General features: G+C 62.0%; 28 protein-coding genes. 14 read left to right on the top strand and 14 right to left on the bottom strand.

Annotation, left to right across the window (positions count from 1 at the left end; all coding sequences use genetic code 11):
* A partial coding sequence (locus G542_RS15925; RefSeq protein WP_162142334.1) for a chemotaxis protein CheW occupies nt 1-322 on the bottom strand: 322 nt, incomplete at its 3' end.
* A 151-nt stretch (nt 323-473) separates the two neighbouring features.
* Here G542_RS15925 and G542_RS0104565 point away from each other — a divergent pair.
* Nucleotides 474-1,658 (top strand): sensor histidine kinase, encoded by a 1,185-nt coding sequence (locus G542_RS0104565; protein WP_051189908.1) that lies wholly within the window; start codon nt 474-476, stop codon nt 1,656-1,658.
* On the opposite strand, the gene G542_RS18775 is transcribed toward G542_RS0104565, so the two are convergent.
* Nucleotides 1,630-1,842, bottom strand: a complete 213-nt coding sequence (locus G542_RS18775; protein WP_162142333.1) for a hypothetical protein — start codon at nt 1,840-1,842, stop codon at nt 1,630-1,632. The genes G542_RS0104565 and G542_RS18775 overlap by 29 nt on opposite strands.
* Between G542_RS18775 and G542_RS0104570 the strand changes: the two genes are divergently transcribed.
* The 8 genes from G542_RS0104570 to cheD are packed head-to-tail and all read left to right on the top strand — an operon-like array spanning nt 1,841 to nt 10,808.
* Nucleotides 1,841-2,983: a methyl-accepting chemotaxis protein gene (locus G542_RS0104570; protein ID WP_280513438.1), complete on the top strand. Its 1,143-nt coding sequence runs from the start codon at nt 1,841-1,843 to the stop codon at nt 2,981-2,983. The two genes, G542_RS18775 and G542_RS0104570, sit on opposite strands and share 2 nt — an antisense overlap.
* A gap of 37 nt (nt 2,984-3,020) precedes the next feature.
* On the top strand, nt 3,021-3,386 hold the full coding sequence (locus tag G542_RS0104575) for a response regulator (protein ID WP_012696046.1): 366 nt from the start codon (nt 3,021-3,023) through the stop codon (nt 3,384-3,386).
* A 9-nt stretch (nt 3,387-3,395) separates the two neighbouring features.
* A complete protein-coding gene (locus tag G542_RS0104580) occupies nt 3,396-5,408 on the top strand; it encodes a chemotaxis protein CheW (protein WP_034985073.1) in 2,013 nt (670 codons plus the stop codon).
* Between the two features lie 2 nt (nt 5,409-5,410).
* Entirely contained in the window at nt 5,411-5,893 is a 483-nt protein-coding gene (locus G542_RS15930) for a chemotaxis protein CheW (RefSeq protein WP_012696048.1), read from the top strand.
* 40 nt (nt 5,894-5,933) lie between these two features.
* Nucleotides 5,934-8,255, top strand: a complete 2,322-nt coding sequence (locus G542_RS19615; RefSeq protein WP_012696049.1) for a methyl-accepting chemotaxis protein — start codon at nt 5,934-5,936, stop codon at nt 8,253-8,255.
* Nucleotides 8,240-9,094 carry a CheR family methyltransferase gene (locus G542_RS0104595; protein ID WP_143714425.1) on the top strand — a complete coding sequence of 285 codons (855 nt, stop codon included), beginning with the start codon at nt 8,240-8,242 and terminating at the stop codon, nt 9,092-9,094. Before G542_RS19615 ends, G542_RS0104595 begins: the two co-directional genes overlap by 16 nt.
* Nucleotides 9,091-10,173, top strand: a complete 1,083-nt coding sequence (locus G542_RS0104600) for a protein-glutamate methylesterase/protein-glutamine glutaminase (RefSeq protein ID WP_012696051.1) — start codon at nt 9,091-9,093, stop codon at nt 10,171-10,173. Before G542_RS0104595 ends, G542_RS0104600 begins: the two co-directional genes overlap by 4 nt.
* Nucleotides 10,174-10,187: 14 nt before the next feature.
* Nucleotides 10,188-10,808, top strand: coding sequence for a chemoreceptor glutamine deamidase CheD (gene cheD, locus G542_RS0104605; RefSeq protein ID WP_012696052.1), 621 nt, complete (start codon nt 10,188-10,190; stop codon nt 10,806-10,808).
* A 64-nt stretch (nt 10,809-10,872) separates the two neighbouring features.
* Here the strand turns inward: cheD and fabF are convergent, their stop codons facing one another.
* From fabF to G542_RS0104645, 8 genes are all read right to left on the bottom strand, one after another.
* Nucleotides 10,873-12,114: a beta-ketoacyl-ACP synthase II gene (gene fabF / locus G542_RS0104610; protein WP_027823510.1), complete on the bottom strand. Its 1,242-nt coding sequence runs from the start codon at nt 12,112-12,114 to the stop codon at nt 10,873-10,875.
* A gap of 168 nt (nt 12,115-12,282) precedes the next feature.
* Nucleotides 12,283-12,522: an acyl carrier protein gene (acpP, locus tag G542_RS0104615; protein ID WP_012696054.1), complete on the bottom strand. Its 240-nt coding sequence runs from the start codon at nt 12,520-12,522 to the stop codon at nt 12,283-12,285.
* Nucleotides 12,523-12,670: 148 nt separating this feature from the next.
* A complete protein-coding gene (gene fabG, locus G542_RS0104620) occupies nt 12,671-13,411 on the bottom strand; it encodes a 3-oxoacyl-ACP reductase FabG (protein ID WP_012696055.1) in 741 nt (246 codons plus the stop codon).
* Nucleotides 13,412-13,436: 25 nt separating this feature from the next.
* Nucleotides 13,437-14,366, bottom strand: coding sequence for an ACP S-malonyltransferase (fabD, locus tag G542_RS0104625; RefSeq protein WP_027823511.1), 930 nt, complete (start codon nt 14,364-14,366; stop codon nt 13,437-13,439).
* 90 nt (nt 14,367-14,456) lie between these two features.
* Nucleotides 14,457-15,416, bottom strand: coding sequence for a beta-ketoacyl-ACP synthase III (locus tag G542_RS0104630; protein WP_027823512.1), 960 nt, complete (start codon nt 15,414-15,416; stop codon nt 14,457-14,459).
* Nucleotides 15,417-15,444: 28 nt separating this feature from the next.
* On the bottom strand, nt 15,445-16,485 hold the full coding sequence (gene plsX, locus G542_RS0104635; RefSeq protein ID WP_027823513.1) for a phosphate acyltransferase PlsX: 1,041 nt from the start codon (nt 16,483-16,485) through the stop codon (nt 15,445-15,447).
* 109 nt (nt 16,486-16,594) lie between these two features.
* Nucleotides 16,595-16,774, bottom strand: coding sequence for a 50S ribosomal protein L32 (gene rpmF / locus G542_RS0104640; RefSeq protein WP_012696059.1), 180 nt, complete (start codon nt 16,772-16,774; stop codon nt 16,595-16,597).
* A 25-nt stretch (nt 16,775-16,799) separates the two neighbouring features.
* Nucleotides 16,800-17,297: a YceD family protein gene (locus G542_RS0104645; RefSeq protein ID WP_027823514.1), complete on the bottom strand. Its 498-nt coding sequence runs from the start codon at nt 17,295-17,297 to the stop codon at nt 16,800-16,802.
* Nucleotides 17,298-17,352: 55 nt separating this feature from the next.
* Between G542_RS0104645 and G542_RS0104650 the strand changes: the two genes are divergently transcribed.
* On the top strand, nt 17,353-17,931 hold the full coding sequence (locus G542_RS0104650) for a Maf family protein (protein ID WP_012696061.1): 579 nt from the start codon (nt 17,353-17,355) through the stop codon (nt 17,929-17,931).
* On the top strand, nt 17,931-18,641 hold the full coding sequence (locus G542_RS0104655) for an SAM-dependent methyltransferase (protein WP_027823515.1): 711 nt from the start codon (nt 17,931-17,933) through the stop codon (nt 18,639-18,641). Before G542_RS0104650 ends, G542_RS0104655 begins: the two co-directional genes overlap by 1 nt.
* 417 nt (nt 18,642-19,058) lie before the next feature.
* Here G542_RS0104655 and G542_RS0104665 read toward each other — a convergent pair whose 3' ends face one another.
* A complete protein-coding gene (locus G542_RS0104665; RefSeq protein ID WP_034985076.1) occupies nt 19,059-20,357 on the bottom strand; it encodes an aminodeoxychorismate synthase component I in 1,299 nt (432 codons plus the stop codon).
* Nucleotides 20,358-20,453: 96 nt separating this feature from the next.
* Complete coding sequence (gene metK / locus G542_RS0104670; RefSeq protein WP_012696064.1) at nt 20,454-21,623, bottom strand: methionine adenosyltransferase; 1,170 nt, start codon at nt 21,621-21,623, stop codon at nt 20,454-20,456.
* A gap of 75 nt (nt 21,624-21,698) precedes the next feature.
* On the opposite strand from metK, the gene G542_RS0104675 reads away from it, so the two are divergent.
* The 3 genes from G542_RS0104675 to G542_RS0104685 are packed head-to-tail and all read left to right on the top strand — an operon-like array spanning nt 21,699 to nt 24,182.
* On the top strand, nt 21,699-22,598 hold the full coding sequence (locus G542_RS0104675) for a lysophospholipid acyltransferase family protein (protein ID WP_027823517.1): 900 nt from the start codon (nt 21,699-21,701) through the stop codon (nt 22,596-22,598).
* Between the two features lie 4 nt (nt 22,599-22,602).
* Complete coding sequence (locus G542_RS0104680; protein ID WP_027823518.1) at nt 22,603-23,466, top strand: lipid A biosynthesis lauroyl acyltransferase; 864 nt, start codon at nt 22,603-22,605, stop codon at nt 23,464-23,466.
* Between the two features lie 23 nt (nt 23,467-23,489).
* Nucleotides 23,490-24,182 carry a glutathione binding-like protein gene (locus G542_RS0104685; RefSeq protein ID WP_012696067.1) on the top strand — a complete coding sequence of 231 codons (693 nt, stop codon included), beginning with the start codon at nt 23,490-23,492 and terminating at the stop codon, nt 24,180-24,182.
* A gap of 27 nt (nt 24,183-24,209) precedes the next feature.
* On the opposite strand, the gene G542_RS0104690 is transcribed toward G542_RS0104685, so the two are convergent.
* Nucleotides 24,210-24,509: a DUF2818 family protein gene (locus G542_RS0104690; protein WP_012696068.1), complete on the bottom strand. Its 300-nt coding sequence runs from the start codon at nt 24,507-24,509 to the stop codon at nt 24,210-24,212.
* A 66-nt stretch (nt 24,510-24,575) separates the two neighbouring features.
* Nucleotides 24,576-25,058 carry a flagella synthesis protein FlgN gene (locus tag G542_RS0104695; RefSeq protein ID WP_012696069.1) on the bottom strand — a complete coding sequence of 161 codons (483 nt, stop codon included), beginning with the start codon at nt 25,056-25,058 and terminating at the stop codon, nt 24,576-24,578.

Consider the following 25,058-nt stretch of genomic DNA (forward strand, 5'->3'; position numbering starts at 1 on the left):
AGCCCTGTGTGTGACCGTTGTATTCGGTCACGATCATGATTTCGGGTTTTTTGTCGGTGATGATGCCGGTGTACTTGGCGAGGTCGATGACCGGGACGAGCTGCCCGCGCAGGCTGACCATGCCTTCGACGGCGGAGCTCATTTCGGGAGCGGAAGTGATTTCGGGGGTCCGCATGACTTCGCGGACCTTGAAGACGTTGATGCCGAATGTTTCCTTGCGACCGGTGCGCTGATCGGTGCCGAGCGAGAAGAGCAGGATTTCCAGCTTGTTGGCTCCTGCGAGCTTGGTTCGTGCATCAATGCTTTTCAAAAGGTCAGACACAGGACACTCCGCTTGGATCAAGATACCGGACAGACCGGATAATGTGCTTTTTATATCGGATAAACCGGGTAAATCCTGAGCCCAGTCAACTCAGACGCAGCAATTTGCCGCATTATTACCACAAGTCTTTACCAACGTCATAAAGCCTTGCATGTCATGTGATCAGCCTCAAGAAAATACTCATGCCGCCGATCGGCTGGAAACGGCATTTTCGCTCTTTAACCAGGCATCCGTCGAATTAATCGACTCTTATGCCAAACTCCAGAAAGATGTCGCCAGCCTGTCTGCGCAGCTTGAACTCGCTAACCTGGCGCTGGTTCGCCAGACATCCGAGCGGGTCGGGTTGGCGGAACGCCTGGCACTTTTGCTGGATGCATTGCCTGCTGGCGTGGTCGAGTGTGCATCAGACGGTCGTATCCTGAGTCTGAATCCGGCTGCGAGCGAGATGCTGGGAAACGGTTGGCCGGGGCGGTTGTGGGACGAGCTGATGACGACCCTCTCCCCTGCGGATGTTGCCCATGGTTGGTGGCTGACGGATCCCTTGGGTGTGGTGCGGCAAATACAGGTCGAAACACGGGAGTTGCCGATGGGGGGGCGCATCGTCCTCCTGCATGACAACACCCGGACGCAATTGCTATTGCGACAACTGGCCGCCCAGGAGCGGCTGGCTGCCATGGGGCAGATGATGGCCGGGCTGGCACATCAGCTCAGGACACCCCTTTCCGCTGCCATGCTGTATGCAGCCAATCTCTCGGAGCCCGGTCTGCCTGCTTCGGCACGCCAGCGGTTTGCCGAGCGTACGCTGGAGCGTTTGCGCCAGCTGGAAGGCCAGATCCAGGACACATTGAGCTATGTGCGGGGTGACATCATGCCACCAGGGCGCGTGCCGTTATCGCGGCTGCTGGATAGTGTGCATCATGCAGTAGCAGGGCTGGCGGCAGCCCGGCAGGTTGGCTTTGACATCGAACTGCAGGCTGCACCAGACCTCATCATGGCTGACGAGCAGACGCTGGCGAGTGCCCTGATATGTCTGGTTGAAAACGCCATGGCGTTTTCACCGGCGGGCAGCGTCGTCACGCTTGCCGTCGACCTGACCGAAGCCGGTCTCTCCCTGTGCGTGATCGATTGCGGGCCTGGCGTACCGCCTGAAATGGCCGAACGGATTTTCGAACCATTCGTAACCACGCGAACCGACGGTACCGGATTAGGGCTGGCTTTGGCCCGGCAGATCGTGACCCAGCATGGTGGCACACTCCATCTGGATGCCGGATATGCTGATGGAGCGAAGTTTGTAATAACACTACCGCTCATCCCGCAAACGACCAACGGTAGCTAATCAATATATTTGTCTCGCCGACCACAAAGCCGCTTCTGGAGCGGCTTTGTGGCTTTTTATCAGGATGAACGGTCGTTTTTTGCAAAACAATGACATTGTGGCGGTTGCTTGGGGCGTGACTTATACCTGGCATGACCATTACAGAAAGTGAGAGCCGGCCAGGCTCCACATTGGAGAGTGTCATGTCCGTCCGTCCTGTTGCCGTTTTGCAGCTGCCGTGGGTACGCCAGGCCATGGCTCTGGGCATGCTGGCGACCGGGGCCGGATTGTTGTGGCAATTTCCCCAGCCTTTGCTGCTGGCCCTGCTGCTGGTGTCACTGACCGCCATGGCCTGCTGGCCGCTTGCTCCCGCTGTGGCAGAGTCAGCCGGAGCGGACACTCCTGATTCCGGGGATTTGCCTCTTTCCGAAGGAGAGCGGGCAATCTGGCACGAGGTTGAGCAATTGGCAGAACAATGCCGCAGTGACCTCTCACGGCTGGAGCAGCTGTTCGACGAAGGCATGTCACATCTCATGGGCGGCTTTGACGGCATTACCCAGCGTACCCGCAGCCAGGAAGCCGAAACTCGGCATCTGTATGAAGGTGCCAGCAGTGAAACCGGATTCGCCCAGTTTTCATCTTCTCTGGATTGCACCCTGAAACGCTTTCTGGACTCCATCCGCCAGAACGAACAGGTCGCCGACATGCTGGTCCAGCACATGCAAACCATCGTCGAGCAAGTCCAGGGAATGGGCGGTGTGCTGGATGACATCGAAAAGATCACCAGGCAAACCCAGTTGCTGGCGCTGAATGCTGCCATCGAGGCTGCACATGCCGGGGAGTCCGGGCGTGGCTTTGCCGTCGTGGCCGACGAAGTCAAAAAGCTGGCAACCCAGACCTGTGTACTGTCGGCCCAGGTGCGCCAGCGCATGGACGGCGTCCGGGAGGCCGTGACCAATACCACCGAGGCTGCCGGCAATCTGGCCCGGGATGACCACGCTTTTGTCGTGCAGGCACAAACCGACATTGACGTGATGCGCAATGAGGCCGAGCAGCAGCATGTCCGGTTGAAAACAGCTTCATCGGCTCTTGGACGACTGACCCAGGACATTGACCAGGCCGTGGGCGAGATCGTGCGCAACCTCCAGTTTCATGACCTGGTGACCCAGCTGGCGCGCTATCTGGCCCAGCGTCAGCAGGCGCTGGTGACGCTGGCTGCCGGATGCGGTGTCCATGCCGATCCGGCCCGGCGTGAGCAACTGGGCCAAAAGCTTCATCAAAACCTTCAAGAACGCAATCCGGTTTGCCAGCACACCCTGGCACAAGGGGATATCGAGCTGTTCTAGCAGCTTGCCTTCCCTGTCGAACAAGAAAGGACATGCAATGGCCAAATGCATACTGGCTGTCGACGATTCGCCCTCCATTCGCCAGATGGTCACTTTCACGCTGAAAAATGCGGGTTACGACATCATTTCTGCCCCTGATGGCCTTGCCGGCCTGAAAGAGGCCAACAGCCACCGGGTGGATCTGGTCCTGACCGACCAGAACATGCCTGGCATGGATGGCCTGACCCTGATTCGTGAGCTGAGACAACTGCCGGCATACCGGGCAACCCCGATCCTCATGCTGACTACCGAAGCCGGTGATGACATGAAGGCACAGGGCCGGGCAGCCGGTGCCAGTGGCTGGATGGTCAAACCGTTCGATCCACAGAAACTGGTGGATGTCGTGCGCAAACTCCTGGGGTGATCCGGCACCATGAGCATTGATCTCAGCCAGTTCCATGCAGCTTTTTTCGATGAAGCTGCCGATCACCTGGAAACCATCGAACGCCTGCTTCTGGAAAGCCAGCCCGGCCAGACTACCGATGGCGAGGCACTCAATGCCATCTTCCGGGCCGCACATTCCATCAAGGGCAGTGCCGGTACCTTCGGTTTTGCCGACATTGCCGGATTTACCCACGGGCTTGAAAACCTGCTGGACCGCATCCGTCGTGGAGAGCTTCCCCTGACTGCCGGGCGGATAAGCGTGTGCCTCAAGTCACGGGACGTGATTGCCGACCAGCTGGCCGCGCACCGGGACGGAGCCACCGCTGTCGATCCCGGACGCCTTGCCGAGATAGAGGCTGCCTTGCTGGCTGCGCATGACGAGGGTACTGACATGCCAGTACCTGTTACTTCATCCCGGCCTGATGGTGGCCATTATCTGTTGTGCTGGGACCGGCAGCTGGGGCATCCGGAAGGATTGCAAGACCGGCTGGCCGCACTGGGCACCGTTCAACCTTGCGGAGAGCAGGGTGAAGAACTGGTATTCCAGTTGCAAAGCGGGCTCTCGGCCACCGACATTGCCGAAAGCCTGGCTTTCTGGCTGCCCCCGGGCCAATTCCGGCTGGAGCACCTCGAAAGCCAGGGCGACGAGGCATTTGGCGTTTTTGTGGATACTCAACGGGTCGTGGCCACAAGTGCCACAGAACCGGCTGCACCCGTTGACGAGGGCTGGGGCCTGTTTGCGCCGCCGGCTGCTGCAACGGCGGATGTGTCTCCTCCCGTAGCAGAACCTGCGGCAACCGGCAGTACGCCTGCCCTGCGTCAGGCGACACCTCAACCGGAAACCTCGATCCGGGTCAATGTCGAGAAAGTTGACCAGCTCCTGAACCGGATCGGAGAACTGGTCATTACCCAGTCGATGCTGGCGCAGCAGGTCGAGAGGCTTGGTACGCTGGCCAGTGAAGAATTGCAGCGGGGCATGGCCCAGCTGGAACGTACGACCCGCGAACTGCAAGAGGCCGTCATGTCGGTGCGCATGCTGCCGGTTGCCAGTGTATTTGGCCGCTTTCCGCGACTGGTGCGCGAGCTGGGGCAAAAGCTTGGCAAGGCGGTTGAGTTGCAGGTCATCGGTGAGCAGACCGAAATCGACAAAAGCTTTGTTGAAAAACTGACTGATCCCCTGACGCATCTGGTGCGCAACAGCCTTGACCACGGACTGGAATCTGCCGAGGGAAGGGCCGGTGCGGGCAAGCCTCCGGTCGGGCGACTGACATTGCGGGCCTTTCATCAGGGCGGCCACATCGTGATCGAAGTCAGCGATGACGGCGCTGGTTTGCAGCGTGACCGCATCTTGGCCAAGGCGCGCGAGCAGGGGCTGAACGTCAGTGACACGATGAATGATGCCGAAGTGTGGCAACTGATCTTCGAACCCGGATTTTCCACTGCGCAGGCCGTCACGGATGTATCCGGGCGCGGTGTCGGGATGGACGTTGTCCGCCGCAACATCGAGGCCATGGGCGGCTCCATCCGGATTGAATCCCTTGCCGGAGTCGGCACGACCATCAGCCTGCATTTGCCGCTGACGCTGGCCATTCTTGACGGCATGTCGATTGCCATCGGCAACGAAATCTACATCCTGCCCCTGTCGCAGGTCGTGGAGTCGCTGCAACCCCGCGCGGAAGACGTTTTCACGCTGGCCGGGCAACACCGTTTGCTGCGGGTGCGCGGCGAATGCCTGCCCTTGCTGGCGCTGTGGGAAATTTTCGATATCCAGCCACGTGTCCGCGAAGCCCATGAAGGGTTGGTCATCATCATCACCGTGGCGTCCCAGCGCGTGGCCTTGCTGGTGGACGATCTGGTCTCGCAGCAACAGTTTGTCGTCAAAAACCTGGAAACCAATTATCGCCGCGTGCGCGGGCTGGCTGCGGCCACCATTCTGGGAGACGGCCAGGTGGCCTTCATCCTGGACGGAGCCGAGGTCGTGCGCATGGGGCAGGGAGGCTAGCCATGGCTGACAGCCATCAGGAGGGAGGCGCACGGGAATACCTCGTGTTTGCGCTCGGCCCGGAAACCTACGGCATTGACCTGCTCAAGGTGCAGGAAATCCGGGGCTACGATGCCGTCACCCGCATTGCCGGTACACCGGAATTCATCAAGGGAGTCATCAACCTGCGGGGTGCCATTGTGCCGGTGGTTGACCTGCGTATCCGGTTTTCAACCGGAGCAATCGACTACGGCGCGCAAACCGTGGTGATCGTTCTCAACGTCAGCCAGCGCACGGTGGGGGTGGTTGTAGATGGCGTGTCTGACGTGATCGCCCTCGGACCGGACGAAATCCATCCCAAACCTGACATGGGGGCGGTGGACACCAGCTTCATGACCGGACTGGGTCCGTATGAGGAAGGAATGGTCATTTTGCTGGATATCGAACGCCTGATGTGCAGTCCTGACATGGCTTTGATTGATGACTCGCTGGCACAGGCCGGTTGAGTGTGTGCCTTCGGGCAAATACAGATATGCAGGGGGTAGCATGAAGTTTTCACACATGAGCTTGAGCCGGCGCCTGCTGGTGTGTTTCAGCCTGTTGGCCATCATCCCGGTACTGCTGGGCGGTGTATCCATCTGGCAGAACCAGTCCATGCAGAGCCGCGTGAACCATCTCAACGATACGGCCTTGCCGCAGGTCATCGAGGCCAACCACATCATCGACAACTCCAATCTGGTGACCAATTCCCTGCAGAGCATGCTGCTGCTGGATTCGGAAGCACTGGTACGCGAGGCACGCAACAAGGCCAAGCTGGCAGCCGAGTCGAACGCCGAAATCCTGCAAAAACTGCAGGCCGGTGCCCCGGCTGAAGACATGCCCTTGCTCAACAGCATGGTCAGCGCCCGGCAGGCAGTCCTTGCCGACAGGAGCCAGTTCCTGAACCTGTATGACCAGGGCAACCATGAAGCTGCCCGGCGTTACCTGATGAATGAAACCCAGGGGGCGATGCAGGTCCTGATGGCAGCTACCACGCGCTATATCGAGCACAAGACTGCAGCAGCCACCAAAGGTGCTGGCGAGGCCAGTGAAATGGCCGTGTTCGGCAACTGGCTGATCGGCTTTGGCATCGCCTTGTCCCTGGCTCTGGCCATCGCGTTTGCCCGGCTGACGACACGCTCGGTCATGCGTGAAATCGGTGGGGACCCAGCCGTGGCACGGGAAGCGTTGCTACGCCTCAACCAGGGAGACCTGTCCGTATCTTTGCCGGTGGCCGAGGGCGATCACACCAGCCTCTTTGCCCGGCTGAATGATACGTCCCGGCTGGCCATCGAAAATGCCCGCGTTCGTGCGGCCCTGGAGCATGTCAATGCCAACGTGATGATTGCTGACAATGACAGAAACATCCTGTTCATGAACCGCAGTGTCACGGCCATGCTGAAAGCCGCCGAATCGGATATCCGCAAAGGGCTGCCGAACTTCAGTGCCGACAAGGTCCAGGGCAGCAACATGGACATTTTCCACCGCAACCCCCGGCACCAGCAGGACATGCTGGCCCGGTTGTCCTCGGTCATTCATACGCAGATCAGCATTGGCGGGCGCCATTTTGCACTGACAGCCAATCCGGTTTTTGATCCGCAGGGCAACCGGCTGGGAACGGTCGTGGAATGGCTGGACCGTACGGCTGAAGTGGCTGTCGAGCAGGAGGTTGCCGGTATCGTCAATTCGGCCTCCAAGGGCGATTTCACCCAGCGCATCAAGCTCGACAACAAGACCGGCTTTTTCCGGCAACTGGCCGAAGGTCTCAATACCTTGCTGGATACCACGCACCAGGGGATCGGCGATGTGGCCCAGGTACTGTCAGCGCTTGCCCGCGGTGACCTGACTGCCAGGGTCAAGGGCGACTTTGAAGGCACGTTTGCAGCCCTCAGCCAGGATACCAATGCTACGGTCGAGCACCTGCGAGGTATCGTGCAGCGCATCAAGAGTGCTTCCGACACGATCAGCAATGCCGCGCAGGAAATCACGGCGGGCAACCAGAACCTGTCCGCCCGTACCGAGCAACAGGCCGCCAGCCTGGAAGAAACTGCTGCCAGCATGGAGCAGATCACCGGCACGGTGAAGCAGAACGCCGAAAACTCGCGTCAGGCCAATAACCTGGCCATGGGCGCCTCTGACATCGCGACCCGGGGCGGCGAGGTAGTGCACCAGGTGGTAGCCACCATGAATGACATTGCCGACAGTGCGAAAAAGATTGTCGACATCATTGGTGTCATTGACGGTATTGCCTTCCAGACCAATATCCTGGCGCTGAATGCAGCAGTCGAGGCCGCACGGGCCGGGGAACAGGGACGGGGTTTTGCCGTGGTCGCCAGCGAGGTCCGCAGCCTGGCCCAGCGTTCTGCTTCGGCCGCCAAGGAAATCAAGTCGCTGATCGGTGATTCGGTCAGCAAGGTGGAGTCCGGCAACCAGCTGGTGGACGAGGCCGGCCGGACCATGAGCGAGATCGTGGCGGCAGTCCAGCGGGTCAGCGGGATTGTCAGTGAGATTTCTGCGGCCTCCAGCGAGCAGTCGACCGGTATCGAGCAGGTCAATATCTCGGTCAGCCAGATGGATGAAATGACACAGAAGAACGCCACGCTGGTCGAGGAGGCTGCTGCGGCTGCCGAAGCCATGCGCGAGCAGGCCGTGAGCCTTGCCCAGGCGGTGGCCCAGTTCAACCTGGGGGGCAGCGGTGCCCGGGGAGCTGACGGCAAAGGGCGGAGTATTGGCAAGTTTGCCCTGCCGGCAGCCGAACCGGCTTCCGGACAGGCCAGGACGGAACAGCAAGGAAGTGGCGAATCAGTGGGCGAGTGGGAGTCGTTCTGATGGTCGAGGCTGGCGAACTGCTCTTCGAGCGACGTGATTTCGAGCGGGCCGCCAGCCTGATCCGGCGCCGCTGCGGGGTCTGTCTGGGGGAAGGCAAGGAACACATGGTGTATGCCCGGCTGGCCCGGCAAGTGCGCAAGTGTGGTTTCAGCCGGTTTGCGGACTACCTTGATTTGCTTGAGGAGGCCCCGGCTCACCCGGAATGGCAGGGGTTCATCGGTGCCCTGACCACACACCTGACGGCGTTTTTCCGGGAGCGCCACCATTTTGAACTGCTGGTCAAACAGTTCCGGACACATCCGTCTGACCGGCCTTTCCGGATCTGGTGTGCGGCAGTTTCGACCGGAGAAGAAGCGTGGTCGGCCCTGATGGCGTTGTGCGAAGAACGGAACTCGCTGACACCGCGGGTTGAGTTGCTGGCTACCGACGTGGACATCAAGGTACTGAACCAGGCGGCATCCGGTGTGTATCCGCTGGTCCAGGTCGAGGCCTTGCCGTTTGCCTGTCGCAGCCGCTACTGGTTGCGCGGACGCGGTGCTCAGTCCGGGCGGGCGCGCATTCGTCCGGAACTGATGAGCTTGGCACGGTTTGAGGTGATGAACCTTATCGAATCCGGCTGGGGAAAAGGTGCGCCATTCGAGGCCATTTTCTGTCGTAACGTACTGATTTATTTTGATGAAACTACGAGGCAAGCCATCCTGAAGCGGCTGGCCGGACGTCTGGCACCCCATGGCCGGCTGTATCTGGGCCATGCGGAAAACATTGTCAGCCAGGACACCCCGTTTGTTTCCTGTGGGCAAACGGTGTATCGCCTGGCGACAACGGAGGTAGCGGTATGAGTCAGCCTGTACGGGTTCTGGTGGTGGATGATTCTGCCCTGATGCGTAATCTGCTGGCCGAGCTGATCAATGCCTGTGACGGCATGTGCTGTGTCGGGCAGGCGGCGGATCCGTTGCAGGCGCGTGAAAGCATCCGCTTGCTGGCTCCTGATGTGGTGACGCTGGATGTGGAAATGCCGCACATGGACGGGCTGGAGTTCTTGCGTCGCCTGATGCGTTTGCGTCCGACGCCGGTAGTGATGGTGTCCAGCCTGACCGCTCGTGGAAGCGAGGTCGCCATCGAGGCCTTGGCGCTGGGGGCCGTGGAGGTTGTGGAGAAGCCGGGGGCTGGTCTGGGGCAGGCCATACCGCGTTTTGCAATGCAGCTGACCGGTGCGATCCAGAAAGCGGCACAGGCCAATCTGTCTCGAATATGCAACTTGAATAAATCGCCGGCAATGCCGTCACTGCGTCCTCCGGCCAGGGATGCCCTGGTCTTGATCGGGGCATCCACCGGTGGAACGGAGGCATTGGTGACGTTGCTTTCGGCATTGCCGGCCCAGATGCCTCCTGTGCTGATCGTCCAGCACATGCCAGCCGGATTCACGGCTTCATTTGCCCGTCGGCTGGACCAGGCTTGCGTCTTGCAGGTCCGTGAAGCGCAAGGCGGGGAAAAACTGGCTCCGGGGCAGGTGTGGGTCGCTCCCGGGCATGCACATTTGCAGCTTTCGGCCCAGGCCGGAGACTGGCGTACACAACTGGTGGACAGTGATCCGGTCAATCGTCACAGACCATCTGTTGACGTGCTTTTCCATTCGGCATTAAAGGTTGCCGGACGGCATACTGTCGCCGTATTGTTAACCGGCATGGGGCGGGATGGTGCGCAAGGCTTGCTCGCACTACGCAAAGCCGGTGCGTATACCTATGCTCAGGACAAGGCCAGTTCCGTGGTGTTTGGCATGCCTCGCGAAGCAATCGAAATCGGTGCTGCATGTGAGGTTGCCAGTCTGGGGGACATGGCACACCAGATGGTCACCCGGATGGCGGGTGGAGCAGGCGGTCGGGCAGAAGAGGGGAAAGGCGTGGCCGCTCCTCACTAGGAAATTGGAACATCATGACTATCGGAAATACCAAGCAGACCAGTGCCGCAGCGCCCAAACCCACGTACTTTGACCATAATTTCAAGCTGGAAGCGACCAAGGTCCTGCCCGGTGAATATGTCGCCACCAACCGGGACATGCTGCTGGTCACGGTGCTGGGATCTTGCGTGTCGTGCTGTTTGCGTGATTCGGCTGCCAATGTGTCCGGCCTCAATCATTTCATGTTGCCGGATGCCCTGATGGATTCCGAGGCTGCGGCCACCATGCCTGCCCGTTACGGCATGCATGCCATGGAAATCCTCATTAATGAGATGATCAAGCTGGGAGCTGACCGGCAGCGCATGGAGGCCAAGATTTTCGGGGGTGGCAATGTGCTCAAGGGCATCCTCAAATCCAATATCGGCGAGCGCAATGTTGACTTCGTGCGCCAGTATCTGGCCAAGGAGGGGATTCCGGTCATGGCGGAGGACGTGCTCGACAGCTATCCGCGCAAGCTGTATTTCTTTTCCAGAAGCGGGCGTGTACTGGTCAAAAAGATCAAGGAAGTGCATAACCGCACGATCTTTGAACGTGAACTCAGTTACCGGGAACGGCTGCGCCGCATGCCTCTGGACGGCAGCATCGAGCTGTTCTGACTTGTGTGGAGCAGAATGAAAAACGGGCACCATCCGGTGCCCGTTGTCATGATTGGTTGCTTGTTCAGATGCGCTTGAAAATCAGCGTACCGTTGGTGCCGCCAAATCCGAACGAATTCGACAATGCCACATTTACACGGGCATGGCGTGCCTCGTTGGGGACGTAGTCGAGATCACAGCCTTCACCGGCTTCGTGCAGGTTGATGGTCGGCGGCAGGATCTGTTCGGAAACTGCCAGGGCGGAGAATACGGCCTCTACGCCACCTGCTGCGCCGAGCAGATGCCCGGTCATCGATTTGGTCGAGCTGACAGCCAGCTTGTAAGCGTGGTCGCCAAATACACGTTTGACGGCAACCGTTTCGGCGACATCACCCAGCGGAGTCGACGTGCCATGGGCATTGAGATAGTCGACTTCATCCGGATTCATCCGGGCATTCTTGAGGGCGGTTTTCATGCAGCGCATGGCGCCGTCACCGTCTTCGCACGGTGCTGTCATGTGATAGGCATCGGAACTCATGCCGTAGCCTGCCAGTTCAGCATAAATCCTGGCACCGCGAGCCTTGGCATGCTCGTATTCTTCCAGCACCAGAACCCCGGCACCTTCACCCAGAACAAAACCGTCGCGGTCCTTGTCCCAAGGGCGGCTGGCCGCGGCCGGATCGCTGTTGCGGCCGGACAATGCCTTGGCGGATGCGAAACCGCCAATCGCCAACGGGCATACGGTGGACTCAGCACCACCGGCAACCATCACGTCAGCATCACCGTATTCGATCAGGCGGGCAGCGTCACCGATGGAGTGCGTGGCTGTCGTGCAGGCTGACACGATCGCGTAGCTCGGGCCCTTGTAGCCATAGAGGATCGACAGGTTGCCCGACACCATGTTGATGATCGAACCGGGAATGAAAAACGGCGAGATCTTGCGGGCACCCCCTGCCAGATAGGCATTGTGGGTGTCTTCGATCATCGGCAGGCCGCCAATGCCCGAGCCGATGATGACGCCGACACGTTCGGGGTCAAGGCCTGCAATGGCTTCAAGACCGGCGTCGCGAACAGCCTGGATGCCGGCAGCCATGCCGTAATGGATGAACGTATCCATGCGACGGGCGTCTTTGGCCGAAATCCACTGGCTGGCGTCAAAATCCCTGACTTCACCTGCGATCTGGATCGGGAAGTTTTCCACATCGAAGCGGCTGATGCGGCTGATGCCAGAACGGCCTGCAACGATGTTGCCCCAGCCGGTGGTGACGTCGTTGCCGACCGGGCTGATCAGGCCAAGACCGGTGATGACTACTCTGCGTCGAGCCAAGTCGAACTCCTTTTACTGAATGCGATGCGATTGCCGCCGGAAGATCGGGGAGGTTTCAGGAACCTGTCCGTGTCAAACGGGCGTTTACCTGCTCCAGAACGGCAAAAGACCCCTGCACGGTCAGGCACGTTGATGTGCCTTGGGCAGAGGTCTCTGAAAATCGCGGGATTACTTGTCGAGGTGGGCGGTCACGTAGTCGATCGCCTGCTGGACGGTGGTGATCTTCTCGGCTTCTTCATCCGGGATTTCGCATTCGAATTCTTCTTCGAGTGCCATCACCAGTTCCACCGTGTCGAGCGAGTCAGCGCCCAGATCGTCCACGAACGAGGATTCGTTCTTGACTTCGGCTTCGTTCACGCCGAGTTGTTCTGCGACGATTTTCTTGACGCGCTGTTCGATGTTTTCCATTTGGATTTACCTAGGCCTTTCAAAGCGGGGTAATGAAACCGCGTCATTCTACCAAAAAAAATTTAGAGCAAAATACCTAAATCCAATGACGCGAATTTCGAAGTGTTGCAGCGAATGCCTGCCAATGTGCAGGCAGTCACGGTAAAAATCAAGGCATCAGCATGCCACCGTTTACATGCAGGGTCTGACCCGTGATGTAAGCAGCGCGTGACGAGGCCAAAAATGCTACGGCGTCAGCGATATCCTGGGGCGCACCCAGACGACCCAGTGCAATCTGGCCTTCCAGCGCCTGGCGCTGCGCATCCGGCAAATCACGCGTCATGTCGGTCTCGATGAAACCCGGCGCGACGGTATTGACGGTAATGCCGCGGCTGCCGACTTCGCGTGCCAGCGATTTGGAAAAACCGATGACAGCAGCCTTGGCCGCCGCGTAGTTGCTTTGTCCGGCATTGCCCATCGAGCCCACGACCGAACCGATATTGATGATGCGGCCTTCGCGGGCCTTCATCATGCCGCGCAGCACGGCCTTGGACAGGCGATAGACGGATTTCAGATTGGTGTCCATGATGGCATCCCAGTCTTCTTCCTTCATGCGCATCAGCAGCTGGTCACGGGTGATGCCGGCATTGTTGACCAGGATGCCGACCGGACCATAAGTACTGTCGATGTAGCTGATCAGGCGTTCAACCTGCTCTGCACCTTCATTGACGTTGAATTCGATGCCCTGGCCGCCAAACGGCGCCAGACGCTCGCTGATGGCGACGGCACCGGTTTCCGTCGTGGCGGTACCGATCACGATGGCCCCTTCCCGGGCCAGCGTATCGGCAATGGCAGCACCGATGCCGCGGGTGGCACCGGTAACGAGGACGATTTTGCCTTGTAGGCTCATGAATGGCTCCTGCGGGATACGGGGATCAGGCGAATTCGGTCAGCGCAGCTTCCAGTGCCGCGGCGTCGGTCAGCGCCAAGGTCTTGACGCGCGCATCAATGCGCTTGCCAAGACCTGCCAGCACCTTGCCGGGGCCGCACTCGGCCTGTTGCGTCAGGCCGTCTTCGGCCAGCAGGCGGACCGTTTCGGTCCAGCGGACCGGACGATACAGCTGGCGGGTCAGCGCGTCCCGGATGGCCTGCGGCTCGTCATGGCTGGCCACATCGGCGTTGTGGATCACCCGGATGCCCGGCTTGCGCACTTCGATGTCCGCCAGTGCCGCGGCCAGCTGCTCGGCGGCAGGCTGCATCAGGACACAGTGCGAAGGTACGGAGACCGGCAGCAGCAGCGCCCGCTTGGCGCCTTGCTCCTTGCACAGGGCGCAGGCGCGTTCGACAGCGGCCTTGTGACCGGCGATGACCAGCTGGCCCGGTGAATTGAAGTTGACCGGTTCGACCACTTCGCCTTGCGCTGCGGCTTCGCAGACGGCGACGACCGCTGCGTCGTCCAGCCCCAGGATGGCAGCCATGGCGCCCGTTCCGGCCGGCACGGCGGCCTGCATGGCTTCGGCACGCAAGCGGACCAGCCGGACGGCATCGGCAAAGGCCAGGCTGTCGGCCGCGACCAGGGCTGAGTATTCGCCCAGGCTGTGGCCGGCCACGGCAGCCGGCAAGGCACCACCGGCAGCACGCCAGGCACGCCACACGGCGACACCGGCTGCCAGCATGAGGGGCTGGGTGTTGACGGTCTGGTTGATGGCGTCCGGCGATTCGGCCGTAAGCATGCCCCACAGGTCGAGGTCCAGCACGGAGCCGGCTTCATCAAACGTGGCGCGTACGACCGGATGGGCGGCAAAGCCTGCCATCATGTTCAGGCTCTGCGAGCCCTGACCGGGAAAGACAAACGCAAAACTCATGCGACATCTCCTTGCGAAGGGGAGGCGGTTCGGTCCGGTGCATGTGGAAGCCGGCGGCATGGCCGGCGTCTTGTGCAGCGGGAAACGGAATCAGTAATGCAGCAGGGCCGAGCCCCAGGCAAAGCCGCCGCCAATGCCTTCCAGCAACAGCAGCTCGCCGCGCCGGATGCGGCCGTCGCGTACCGCAGCATCCAGTGCCAGCGGCACCGAGGCTGCCGAGGTGTTGGCATGGTTGGGCAGGGTCACGACCACCTTGTCCATCGGCAGGGCCAGATGTCTGGCCGTGGCTTCGATGATGCGCAGGTTGGCCTGGTGCGGCACCAGCCAGTCCAGGTCGGCCTTGGTCTTGCCGGCCTTGGCCAGGGTGACTTCGGCAATGTCGGCCAGCGCCTTGACGGCAAACTTGAAGACGGCCTGGCCGTCCATGTAGACAAACGGGTTGCCGGCCAGCACGCCCTGCGAGGGGCGGGCATCGCACTTGAGGATGTCCTTGTAGCGGCCGTCGGCGCGCAGTTCGGTCGACAGGACGCCGGTATCTTCGTCGGCACCCAGCACCACGGCGCCGGCACCGTCACCGAACAGGATGCAGGTACGGCGATCGTCCCAGTCGATCAGGCGCGACAGCGTTTCGGCGCCGATGACCAGCGCACGCTTGATCTGGCCGCTGCGGATGAAGGCGTTGGCCGTGGCAAAGGCGTACATGAAGCCGGCACAGACTGCCTGCACGTCGAAGGCGGGGACACCGGCGAGGCCGAGGCGTTCCTGCACGACAACGGCGGTGCTGGGGAAAACCATGTCCGGGGTGGTGGTGGCCACGATGATCATTTCGATCGATGCGGCTTCGATGCCGGCCGCTTCGATGGCGCGCAGGGCCGCGCGGTACGCCAGGTCACTGGTCAGCTGGCCTTCGGCGGCGAGGCGGCGTTCCTGGATGCCGGTCCGGCTGACGATCCATTCGTCGGTGGTTTCAACGCGTTTGGCCAGCTCGGTGTTGGTGAGGATGGTATCGGGCAGATAGCTGCCGGTTCCCAGAATCCGGGCGTAGGGCATGGGGAAATCTCTCTGTGGCTACTGACTCTCAGGATGACAAGGTCGCGTCACCGGGCTCCAGCGCAGCCAGCCGGCGGCTGACCTGTTCCTGGATGTGTCCGGTTACGTTGCCGCGGACTTCGGCGACGGCCTCTTCGATGGCATAGCCAAAACCGAGGCTGTCGGTGCCGCCGTGGCTCTTGACCACGATGCCGCGCAGGCCGACCAGACTGGCGCCATTGTAACGCCGGGAATCGAGTCGTTTCTTGAAGTGTTTGAGCACCGGCAGGGCTGCCAGTGCGCTCAGGCGGGTAAACAGGTTGCGGCCGAATTCCTGCTTGAGCAGGGCGCCGACCATGTGTGCCAGCCCTTCCGACGTCTTGAGGGCGACATTGCCGGTAAAGCCGTCGGTGACGATGACGTCGACCGTGCCGAGGTAGATGTCGTTACCCTCGACATTGCCGTAAAAGTTCAGGCTGGAATTGCGCAGGAGTTCGGCGGCCTGTTTGACCGTGTCGTTGCCCTTGATTTCTTCCGAGCCGATATTGAGCAGTCCCACCGTGGGGTTGTTGCGGCCGGTGACGCCTTCGATCAGGGTGGCGCCCATGATGCCGAACTGCAAGAGCTGTTCCGGCGTGCAGTCGACGTTGGCGCCCAGGTCGAGTACGCAGCTTTCGCCCTTCATGGTGGGCAGCAGCTTGGCAATGGCCGGGCGGTCGATGCCGGGGATGGTCTTGAGAACGAAACGGGCAGTGGCCATCAGGGCGCCGGTATTGCCGGCAGATACGGCGGCTTGCGCCTGGCCTTCCTTGACGAGGTTGATGGCAACCCGCATGGAGGAATCTTTTTTGTTCTTGAGCGCCGACTGGGGCGAGTCATCCATGGCCACGACCTGCGAGGCGGCATGGACGGTCAGGCGGCCGGAACGGGGGCGGGCAAGGCGGGTCAGCTCGTCTTCAATGGCGTCCGGCTGGCCTACCAGGATCAGTCTGACGTCCGGATGGCGGTCAAGAAAGTCGACGGCGGCAGGTACGGTTACGCCGACCCCGACGTCACCTCCCATTGCGTCGACAGCTACTGTGAGTGTCATGCTAATCCGGGAAAAGTAAAGCCGTGCGATGGCACGGCTCGGGAATGAGTGGCACCGTTACCGTTTCCGTCCTGGGACCGATCAGGTGACAGCGCTGGCGGACGAAGGATTACTCGTCCTTGCCCTTGACAACCTTGCGGCCACGGTAGAAACCGTTCGGGCTGATGTGGTGACGACGATGGGCTTCGCCGGTGGACGGCTCGATGGCGATCACCGGAGCGGTCAGGAAATCGTGGGCACGGTGCATGCCGCGCTTCGAGGGGGATTTTTTGTTCTGCTGAACAGCCATGATTGACTCCTAAGTCGATTCAAGTTCAGTCGGGCTTGCGCTTGAGCGCGGCAAGCACGGCAAACGGGTTGGGTTTGTCGGTCTTTGCCGCCTCAAGCGCCTCGGGACGGCAATCCTCATGGCGCGGCGCGAGCGGCAAGCCCAGCAAGACTTCATCTTCGATCAAGGCGAGCACGTCCAGTTCGTCTTCGGCCATGACGGCATCCAGCGAGCTGTCTTCATCGCTGGCGGCCTCGAGCTTGCTTTCGTCGGTAAACAGCGTGATGCAGGCATCGGCTGTCACGACAAAAGGCAGCGGATCGAGACAGCGCTGACAGGTCAGTGCGACTTGGCCGGACACCTCCAGTACCAGGTACGGACGATCCAGCTTGTCGACACCTCCCGTGAGCGACCAGTCAAGACGGCCGGCCGGATCGGCCACCGCTTCAAGAAGTCGCTCCAGCTCTGCCACGGCCATGCTGCCGTCGAGTGTCTGGCGTTCACGCGCGAACGTGAGCGGATTGATCAAAATGGGTTGGGACATAAACGGCGGATGATATTATCCGCGTTCTCCCCTGTCAAAAGAATCCTTCACTTTCATGCGTTTGGTCCTTGCTTCCACCTCGCGATTCCGCCGCGAGATGCTGTCCCGTCTGGGCCTGCCTTTCGAGGCACTGGCTCCCGTCTGTGACGAAACCCCGCTGCCCGGAGAATCCGCGCTGGACACGGCCTGCCGGCTGGCCCGCATCAAGGCGCGCTCGCTGGGCGAACGCTGCCCGGATGCGCTGATCATCGGCTCCGACCAGGTGGCACTGCTGGATGGTGAACAGCTGGGCAAGCCCGGCTCGGTTCCCGCGGCCATCGAAATGCTCCGGCGCACCCGTGGCCGCGAGCTGGTGTTCCACACCGCCCTGGCGCTCTACGACGCCCGTTGCGACGTGTTGCGCGAACGGGCGGACATCACCACCGTCCGCATGCGGAACCTGACCGACGGACAGATCGCCGCCTATCTTGAGCGCGAGCCGGATGCCATTCACTGCGCCGGCGGCTGCATGAGTGAAAAGCTCGGCGGGGCGCTGATTGCCCGCATTGATTCCACCGATCCCAATGCCCTGATCGGCTTGCCCCTTTTTGACCTGGTGGACCTGCTGCTGGAAGCCGGCGTCGAGGTACTGTAATGGCCACGCTTTTCCTGATTCCCGCTCCGCTCGGCGACTTGCCGCCCGACAACTGGGTGATTCCTGCCCAGCGTGAACGCATCCGCCACCTGACCCGCTTTGTGGTCGAGGCCAGCAAGACTGCCCGCAAGCACCTCAAGCAGCTGGAGCTGGATACGCCGCTGCAAGTGCTGGAGCTTGCCGAACTCAACGAGCACACCGTCGAGGCGGAGCTGGAGGCTCTGCTGGCCCCGTTGCTGGCCGGCCACGACGTCGGCCTGCTGTCCGAGGCCGGCTGTCCGGCTGTGGCCGACCCCGGCGCCAACCTGGTCCGGCTGGCGCACCGGCACGGCATTACGGTCGAACCGCTGGTCGGACCATCGTCGATCCTGCTGGCCCTGATGGGCTCGGGCAGCCAGGGGCAGCGGTTTGCCTTCAACGGCTACCTGCCCGTGCCCGAGGCCGAACGCATCGCCGCCATCCGCCGGCTGGAAAAGCGCTCGCACGACGAGGACAGTGCCGAGCTTTTCATCGAGACGCCTTACCGCAACCCGCAGCTGCTGGATACCCTGCGCGCTACGCTGGCGCCCTCGACCTGGCTGACCGTGGCGTGCGACCTGACCCTGCCGACCCAGTCGATCATCAGCCGGCCGGTGGTCGACTGGCGAGGCGACAGTGCCGACTACAAAAAGCGGCCGGCCATTTTCGTGTTGCACGCAAGCCGTCGTTAGACAGCGCCGGCAGTCACCAGCCCAACACCCCGCTTCCAGGCGGGGTGTTTGTCTTGATGTGTTGTCCGGTCAGGGGGATCGACCGGATGACTGGCACGGCCTGCATGCCGGGCCGGATTCCGCCGCTGGCTACCGTCAGGTACCAGAACCGCATGTCGGCCTGTCCTGGAAAGAGGGCAGGAGCGCGACTGGCAGGCCGGCATGACGACTGGCCAGTACCCCTCCTGCCCGGCAGAGGGCGGATACCGGCAGGAACAAACCCAGACCAGCGCCGGGTGCGTGCCTGATGCCGGTCCGGCCAGACGGTCGTCATGGCGCTTCGGCCCAGGACATGAGCGGCATGCCGGAGGCGGAGCTTCGTGTCGTGCCGGTCTTGTCTCCCGGATGGATGTGTCCGCGTGGCGAAGAGCTGCCGGACTATTCCAGTCCGAGCGCACGCAGCAGGCCGCGTGCCTTGTGGCGGGTTTCCTGCAATTCACGTTCGGGCTGCGAGTCGATCACGATGCCGGCGCCGGCCCGGAACCGTAGCCGGTTGCCTTCCTGCATGAAGGTGCGGATCAGGATGTTGGTATCCATCGAGCCGTCGCGGTTGATGTAACCGAGGCTGCCGGTGTAGGCGCGGCGTGGCGAGCTTTCCAGCTCGCGGATGATCTGCATGCAGCGCACTTTCGGGCAGCCGGTGATGGTGCCTCCGGGGAAAAGGGCGCGGAAAATGTCGGCGGGCGTCAGCCCGTCGCGCAAGCGGCCGCGCACGTTGGATTCGATATGGTGCACGGTGGCGTAGCTGGCCACGGTCATCAGCTCGTTGACCTCGACACTGCCCGGACGGCAGATGCGTCCGAGGTCGTTGCGTTCCAGGTCGATCAGCATGACGTGTTCGGCGCGCTCCTTCAGGTCGCCGATCAGACGCGCTTTCAGGCTGGCATCCTCGACCGGATCGGCGGCCCGGGGGTGGGTGCCGGCAATCGGGCGGGTATCGGCCACGCCTTCCGGCGTGACCCGCACCAGCCGCTCCGGCGACGAACTGACAATGCTGCCGGCAGCACCAAACTGCACCAGCGCCGAAAAGGGAGCCGGGTTGGCCTGGCGCAGAGCGGCAAACACATCGGCCGGACAGACATCCGGGTTGAGCGTGGCCTGCCACTGGCGCGACAGGTTGACCTGGAACACGTCGCCGTCGCGGATGTAGTCGTGAATGCGGGCAATGGCTTCGGTGAACCGGGCCGGGTCGTCTTCTTCGATGTGTTGCAATGTCAGCAGCTGTGCCTGCCAGCCGGCGGTGGCGACGAGTGCGGCCGTGAGTTCAGCCAGCTCGGTGGTAGTTTCCGCTACCAGCGTGGCGGTCTGGCGATCGCGGTCGACCACGATGGCGGCCGGGTGGCGCACCAGGGCAGCCAGCGGGAACGGATCGGGCAGCGGCGTGCCGACGCTGGGCTCGAAGGTATGCAGCAGTTCGTAGCCGAGATAGACAAACCAGCCGCCGATGAACGGCAGAGATCCGGGGTGCGGCACCGGTGCCAGCGGCAGGCTGGCCAGATCGCTGACGAATTGCGCACCGTCACCCTCGAAATACAGGCGTGGTTCGCGCGGCAGGGCCAGCAGCAGGTCGATGCCGGTGGTGCCGGACGATTGCAGCAGTACCGGAAAGGTGTGCGGTGCCTGGGCGGCCAGCGCCACGAGGTCGGGGATGGTCGGCAGGGATTGGGTATGCAGCATGGGGCTGGCGGAAGCGGGACGAAAAAAACCGCCGGGAGGGTATCACGGCGGTTCGGGGTGTCAATCCGGCAGGACGGGCGTGCCGGAGAGGCGGGATTACAGGCCAGCGTCGGCGCGCAGGGCGGCAGCCTTGTCGGTGGCTTCCCAGGTGAATTCCGGCTCTTCGCGCCCGAAGTGGCCGTAGGCGGCGGTCTTGGTGTAGATCGGGCGCAGCAGGTCGAGCATCTGGATGATGCCCTTCGGGCGCAGGTCGAAGTGACGCTTGACCAGCTCGACGATCTTTTCGTTCGGGATCGCGTTGGTGCCGAAGGTATCGACCGAGATCGAGGTCGGCTCGGCGATGCCGATGGCGTAGCTGACCTGGATCTGGCACTGGCGGGCGAGGCCGGCAGCGACGATGTTCTTGGCCACGTAGCGGCCGGCGTAGGCTGCCGAGCGGTCGACCTTGGACGGGTCCTTGCCCGAGAAGGCACCACCGCCGTGCGGAGCGGCACCACCGTAGGTATCGACGATGATCTTGCGGCCGGTGAGGCCGCAGTCACCCATCGGGCCGCCGATGACGAAACGGCCGGTCGGGTTGATCAGGAACTTGGTTTCGGCGGTCAGCATGTGGGCCGGCAGCACCGGCTTGACGATGTCCTCGATCACCGCTTCGGTCAGCATGTCGTGGCTGATGTCCGGGCTGTGCTGGGTCGAGAGCACGACGGTGTCGATGCGCTTGGGCAGGCCGGTTTCGCTGTCGTAGGCGCAGGTGATCTGGCTCTTGGCATCCGGACGCAGCCACGGCAGGCGGCCGTCCTTGCGCAGTTCGGCCTGACGCTGCACCAGACGGTGGGCGTAGTAGATCGGGAACGGCATCAGCGTCGGGGTTTCGTCGCAGGCGTAGCCGAACATCAGGCCCTGGTCGCCGGCACCCTGGTTGAGGTCGATGCCCTGGCCTTCGTTGACGCCCTGGGCGATGTCGGGTGACTGCTTGTCGTAACCGACCAGCACGGCGCAGCCCTTGGCATCGAAACCGAGGTCGGAGGTGTTGTAGCCGATGCGCTTGATGGTTTCGCGGGCAACGTGGATGTAGTCGACGTTGGCGTGGGTGGTGATTTCACCGGCGAGCACGACGAGGCCGGTGTTGACCAGGGTTTCGGCGGCGACGCGTGCGTGCTTGTCCTGGGTGAGGATGGCATCGAGGATGGCGTCGGAGATCTGGTCGGCGACCTTGTCCGGATGGCCTTCGGAGACGGATTCGGAGGTGAAGAGGTATTCGCTCACAAGGGGTTCCCTGATGGAGAAATGTTCGTTCGGCAGTAGAATGGCCAGCTTGTATTTTCAAGACACTCAAGCACGATGAGCAAACTGCTTCCGGCGCTGTGCGCGCTGGCCGGGCATCTGCCCCTGGGACTGTTGCAGCGCACCGGCGCGGTAGCGGGGTGGCTGGGCCTGCGGGTCTCGAAACGTTTTGCCCGGCTGACCGGAACCAATCTGGAACAGGCCGGGCTGGCGGCAAATCCACGTGATTATAAACACCTGGTTGCCACCAGTGCAGTACAGACCGGCATGGGCGCGATGGAACTGGCGATTGCCTGGGGACGCGACGTGGACGGCATTGCCCGGCTGGTCCGGCGCTGCGAGGGCTGGGAGGCCGTCGAGGCCAGCCTGGCTGCTGGGCGCGGCCTGCTGTTTGTCACGCCGCATCTGGGGGCTTACGACATTGCCGGGCGCTATCTTGCCAGCCGGCTGCCGTTTCCGCTGACGGCCATGTACCGGCCGCCCAAGCTGGCCTGGCTGGAGCCGATGATGCAGGCCGGGCGGGTGCGCGGCAACGGTCGCACGGCACCGGCCACCCCGCAGGGCGTGCGGCAGGTGATGAAGGCGCTGCGCAGCGGCGAGGCCACCATCGTGCTGCCGGACCAGGTGCCGGGGCAGGGCGAAGGCGTCTGGGTGCCGTTCTTTGGTCGCTGGGCCTACACCATGACGCTGGTGGCGCGGCTGGGTGAGATGAAAAACGTGGATACGTTCTTCTTCTACGGGCACCGGCTGGGAGTCGGGGAAGGATTCGAAGTACGCATCCGTCCGCTTTCCGAGCCGTTTACCGGCGACAAACTGGCCGATGCCCGCCGGGTCAACGCCGAAGTGGAGGCGCTGATCCGCGAGGCGCCCGAACAGTACCTGTGGTCGTATAACCGCTTTAAACATCCGGCCGGTGCCGAACTGCCGCCGACCGTTCCCGTTTCCGAGGCTGACTGAACCCATGCGTCTTGCACTTTTTGTCCTGTGGCTGCTGCACTTCCTGCCGCTGTCTGCCATCGACAGGCTGGCCCGTCCCGTCGGCTGGCTGGCCTACCATCTGGTCAAGCCGCGCCGCCGGGTGGGCGAGCGCAATCTGGCCGCCTGTTTTCCGGACTGGACACCGGCCGCCCGGGACCGGCTGTTGCGCGACCACTTTCATGCCATGGCCCGGCTGCTGCTGGAATACGGCGTGGTGTGGTATTCGCCCAATGCCCGCTTCCGCGATCTGGTGCGTTACAAGAACCTGCACTACCTGACCGATCTGCGCGACGAAAATGTCATCATCCTGTACCCGCACTTTGTCGGGTTCGAGATGTGCGTGTTCCGCCTGAACCAGGACGTCCCGCTGGTCAGCGTCTATTCCAACCAGAAAAACGAACTGCTGGACCGCAAGATCTATGAGGGACGGCAGCGCTACGGCAACTGCAAGATCATCTCGCGCCGCGAAGGTTTGCGGTCGATCATCAAGGCCATGAAGGACCACACGCCGTTCCTGTACCTGCCGGACCAGGATTTCGGTGCGCGGGACAGTGTGTTCGTGCCGTTTTTCGGTGTGCCGACGGCCACCATCACCGGCATGTCGCGCATTGCCCGGCTGACGCGGGCCAGGGTGGTGCCGGTGATTCCCCGGCGCATTTCTGCTGCACAGTACGAACTGGAGTGTTTTCCGGCTTGGGACGATTTCCCGTCCGGTGATGAAACCGAAGATGCCCGGCGGATGAATGCCTTTATCGAGGAGCGGGTGCGCGAACAGCCCGAGCAGTATTTCTGGTTGCACAAGCGCTTCAAGACCCGCCCGGAGGGCGAGCCGCCGTTTTACGCCTGACCCACCCTGCAAGGAGCCGCGCCATGATCGACCTGTATTACTGGACCACGCCCAACGGGCACAAGATCAGCATTTTTCTGGAAGAGGCGGGGCTGGATTACACCCTGCATCCGGTCGATATCGGCCGCGGCGAGCAGTTTGATCCGGCTTTTCTGGCGATCGCACCGAACAACCGCATTCCGGCCATTGTCGATCGGTCGCCGGCCGACGGCGGTGAGCCGCTGTCCGTGTTCGAGTCCGGGGCGATCCTGCTTTATCTCGCCGACAAGACCGGACGTTTCATCCCGGCGGGGGTGCGCGGGCGGACTACGGTTCTGGAGTGGCTGTTCTGGCAGATGGCCGGCTTCGGGCCGATGCTGGGGCAGAACCACCATTTCAGCCAGTACGCACCGGAGCCGGTACCGTACGCCATCGAGCGCTACCGCAAGGAAACCGAGCGGCTGTATGGCGTGCTGGATCGGCAACTGGCCAGGCATGAGTGGCTGGCCGGCGCCGAATACAGCATTGCCGACATGGCGAGTTATCCGTGGGCGGTGCCGCACGAGAAGCAGGGGATTGATCTGGCGGATTATCCGCAGGTGGCACGCTGGCATGCTGCCATGGCAGCCCGTCCGGCCGTGCAACGGGCCTATGACCGGGCCGAGGGCGTGAATCCGCGGGTGTCGACGGTCGATGACGAGGCGAAAAAACACCTGTTCGGACAGGGGCGCCGCTGAAAACGGGACGAGGGTCGGGGAGCCGGCTCAGCGGGCTGCCCGGCGATGCCAGAAGTAACGGCCGACAAAGCCCGGAAAGGCAAAGACCAAGAACAGTGCGAGGTTGGTGACCCAGAACTGCCAGTTCTGGGCGTGCGGAGGCGATTGCCGTCCTTCCAGCCAGAAAGCCAAGAGGGCGGTCAGCCCGAACATCAGGACCAGTTCAAGCAGGTGCCAGCCGAACGCCTTGCGGGGACGGGCCAGAACACCCAGCGGGCGCGACAGGATGAAAGGCAGGTTGGCGGCGACAAAGGCCACGATGAGCAGGGCGGCAACACTGGAAGTCATGACAATACCGGGCGGTTAAATGCGCTCGGTATCTTGCCATAAAAGCATGAGAGCAGGCTTAGCGCGTCAGGCTGCGCCGAAACTCCGTCCGCCACTGATGGCCGAGCGCGCGCTGCCGTCACGCTCGTAGCCGAGCGTGCTCTGGTCGCTGCTCATCAGGGTCGAGATGGCCTGGTTGACGTGGGTCAGGCGTTCGGCGATCAGTTTGCCGTTGGTGCTGTTGGCCGCGCGGGCTTTTTCAGATACCAGCTCCAGCCGTTGCCAAGCAGAAAGAATGTCTGGCCGGCCGGCCAGCCAGCCATAAAGGGCTGTCCGGTCGTTCAGGCCCAGCTGATGCATCAGGTCGGCCCGTGTACGGCCGAGTACGTCAATGCGTTCAAGCTGGCGCAGCTTGCTGGTGGCCAGCAGCTCCACTTCCTGAGGGTTACCGGTAATCAGTGCCCGCTGCTCGTCTGCAAGCAGTGCCTGCATGATTTCGTATTCAGCGGTTTCCTCGCCCAAGTGCCGGGCCAGGTGTTGTTCAGTCGTCAGGGAAGCAGGCTGGCTCAT

The organism is Laribacter hongkongensis DSM 14985 (assembly GCF_000423285.1).
Taxonomy (GTDB): domain Bacteria; phylum Pseudomonadota; class Gammaproteobacteria; order Burkholderiales; family Aquaspirillaceae; genus Laribacter; species Laribacter hongkongensis.

Bases quoted from the DNA above. Each gene is read 5' to 3' on its own strand.
- G542_RS0104565 (WP_051189908.1), top strand. From the start codon at position 474: ATGTCATGTGATCAGCCTCAAGAAAATACTCATGCCGCCGATCGGCTG.
- G542_RS0104570 (WP_280513438.1), top strand. From the start codon at position 1,841: ATGTCCGTCCGTCCTGTTGCCGTTTTGCAGCTGCCGTGGGTACGCCAG.
- G542_RS18775 (WP_162142333.1), bottom strand. From the start codon at position 1,842: ATGACACTCTCCAATGTGGAGCCTGGCCGGCTCTCACTTTCTGTAATG.
- G542_RS0104575 (WP_012696046.1), top strand. From the start codon at position 3,021: ATGGCCAAATGCATACTGGCTGTCGACGATTCGCCCTCCATTCGCCAG.
- G542_RS0104580 (WP_034985073.1), top strand. From the start codon at position 3,396: ATGAGCATTGATCTCAGCCAGTTCCATGCAGCTTTTTTCGATGAAGCT.
- G542_RS15930 (WP_012696048.1), top strand. From the start codon at position 5,411: ATGGCTGACAGCCATCAGGAGGGAGGCGCACGGGAATACCTCGTGTTT.
- G542_RS19615 (WP_012696049.1), top strand. From the start codon at position 5,934: ATGAAGTTTTCACACATGAGCTTGAGCCGGCGCCTGCTGGTGTGTTTC.
- G542_RS0104600 (WP_012696051.1), top strand. From the start codon at position 9,091: ATGAGTCAGCCTGTACGGGTTCTGGTGGTGGATGATTCTGCCCTGATG.
- cheD (WP_012696052.1), top strand. From the start codon at position 10,188: ATGACTATCGGAAATACCAAGCAGACCAGTGCCGCAGCGCCCAAACCC.
- acpP (WP_012696054.1), bottom strand. From the start codon at position 12,522: ATGGAAAACATCGAACAGCGCGTCAAGAAAATCGTCGCAGAACAACTC.
- fabG (WP_012696055.1), bottom strand. From the start codon at position 13,411: ATGAGCCTACAAGGCAAAATCGTCCTCGTTACCGGTGCCACCCGCGGC.
- fabD (WP_027823511.1), bottom strand. From the start codon at position 14,366: ATGAGTTTTGCGTTTGTCTTTCCCGGTCAGGGCTCGCAGAGCCTGAAC.
- G542_RS0104630 (WP_027823512.1), bottom strand. From the start codon at position 15,416: ATGCCCTACGCCCGGATTCTGGGAACCGGCAGCTATCTGCCCGATACC.
- plsX (WP_027823513.1), bottom strand. From the start codon at position 16,485: ATGACACTCACAGTAGCTGTCGACGCAATGGGAGGTGACGTCGGGGTC.
- rpmF (WP_012696059.1), bottom strand. From the start codon at position 16,774: ATGGCTGTTCAGCAGAACAAAAAATCCCCCTCGAAGCGCGGCATGCAC.
- G542_RS0104645 (WP_027823514.1), bottom strand. From the start codon at position 17,297: ATGTCCCAACCCATTTTGATCAATCCGCTCACGTTCGCGCGTGAACGC.
- G542_RS0104650 (WP_012696061.1), top strand. From the start codon at position 17,353: ATGCGTTTGGTCCTTGCTTCCACCTCGCGATTCCGCCGCGAGATGCTG.
- G542_RS0104655 (WP_027823515.1), top strand. From the start codon at position 17,931: ATGGCCACGCTTTTCCTGATTCCCGCTCCGCTCGGCGACTTGCCGCCC.
- G542_RS0104665 (WP_034985076.1), bottom strand. From the start codon at position 20,357: ATGCTGCATACCCAATCCCTGCCGACCATCCCCGACCTCGTGGCGCTG.
- G542_RS0104675 (WP_027823517.1), top strand. From the start codon at position 21,699: ATGAGCAAACTGCTTCCGGCGCTGTGCGCGCTGGCCGGGCATCTGCCC.
- G542_RS0104680 (WP_027823518.1), top strand. From the start codon at position 22,603: ATGCGTCTTGCACTTTTTGTCCTGTGGCTGCTGCACTTCCTGCCGCTG.
- G542_RS0104685 (WP_012696067.1), top strand. From the start codon at position 23,490: ATGATCGACCTGTATTACTGGACCACGCCCAACGGGCACAAGATCAGC.
- G542_RS0104690 (WP_012696068.1), bottom strand. From the start codon at position 24,509: ATGACTTCCAGTGTTGCCGCCCTGCTCATCGTGGCCTTTGTCGCCGCC.
- G542_RS0104695 (WP_012696069.1), bottom strand. From the start codon at position 25,058: ATGAGCCAGCCTGCTTCCCTGACGACTGAACAACACCTGGCCCGGCAC.